Here is a 286-nt window from a genome sequence, read left to right as displayed (position 1 = left end):
GTGCTGGAGCAGGTGGGGCTGGGCGATAAGCTGAAAAACAAGCCCAACCAGCTTTCGGGCGGCCAGCAGCAGCGCGTATCCATCGCGCGGGCGCTAGTGCGCAACCCGGCGATCATTCTGGCGGATGAGCCCACCGGCGCGCTGGACAGCCACACCGGCCGCGAGGTGCTGGGATATCAGGGTACCGGTGCCCTGATGGACTACGGCATCCGGTACGACGAAGCCCCCCTCAAGGCCGACTTCACCCCGGATTACGCGCTGATCGCTCAAAAGGCCCCGGGAGCAA

General features: G+C 65.7%; 1 protein-coding gene. It reads left to right on the top strand.

Going from position 1 to position 286, the window contains the following annotated elements:
- Positions 1 to 286, top strand: a 286-nt coding sequence (locus tag P0G09_RS20645; RefSeq protein WP_275253615.1) for an ATP-binding cassette domain-containing protein, incomplete at both ends; no start/stop codon positions are given.

Origin of the sequence: Faecalibacterium sp. DFI.5.82 (genome assembly GCF_029076575.1) — a bacterium.
In the GTDB taxonomy this organism is placed as follows: domain Bacteria; phylum Bacillota; class Clostridia; order Oscillospirales; family Ruminococcaceae; genus Faecalibacterium; species Faecalibacterium duncaniae.
This window is presented reverse-complemented; position numbering and strand designations above follow the sequence as displayed.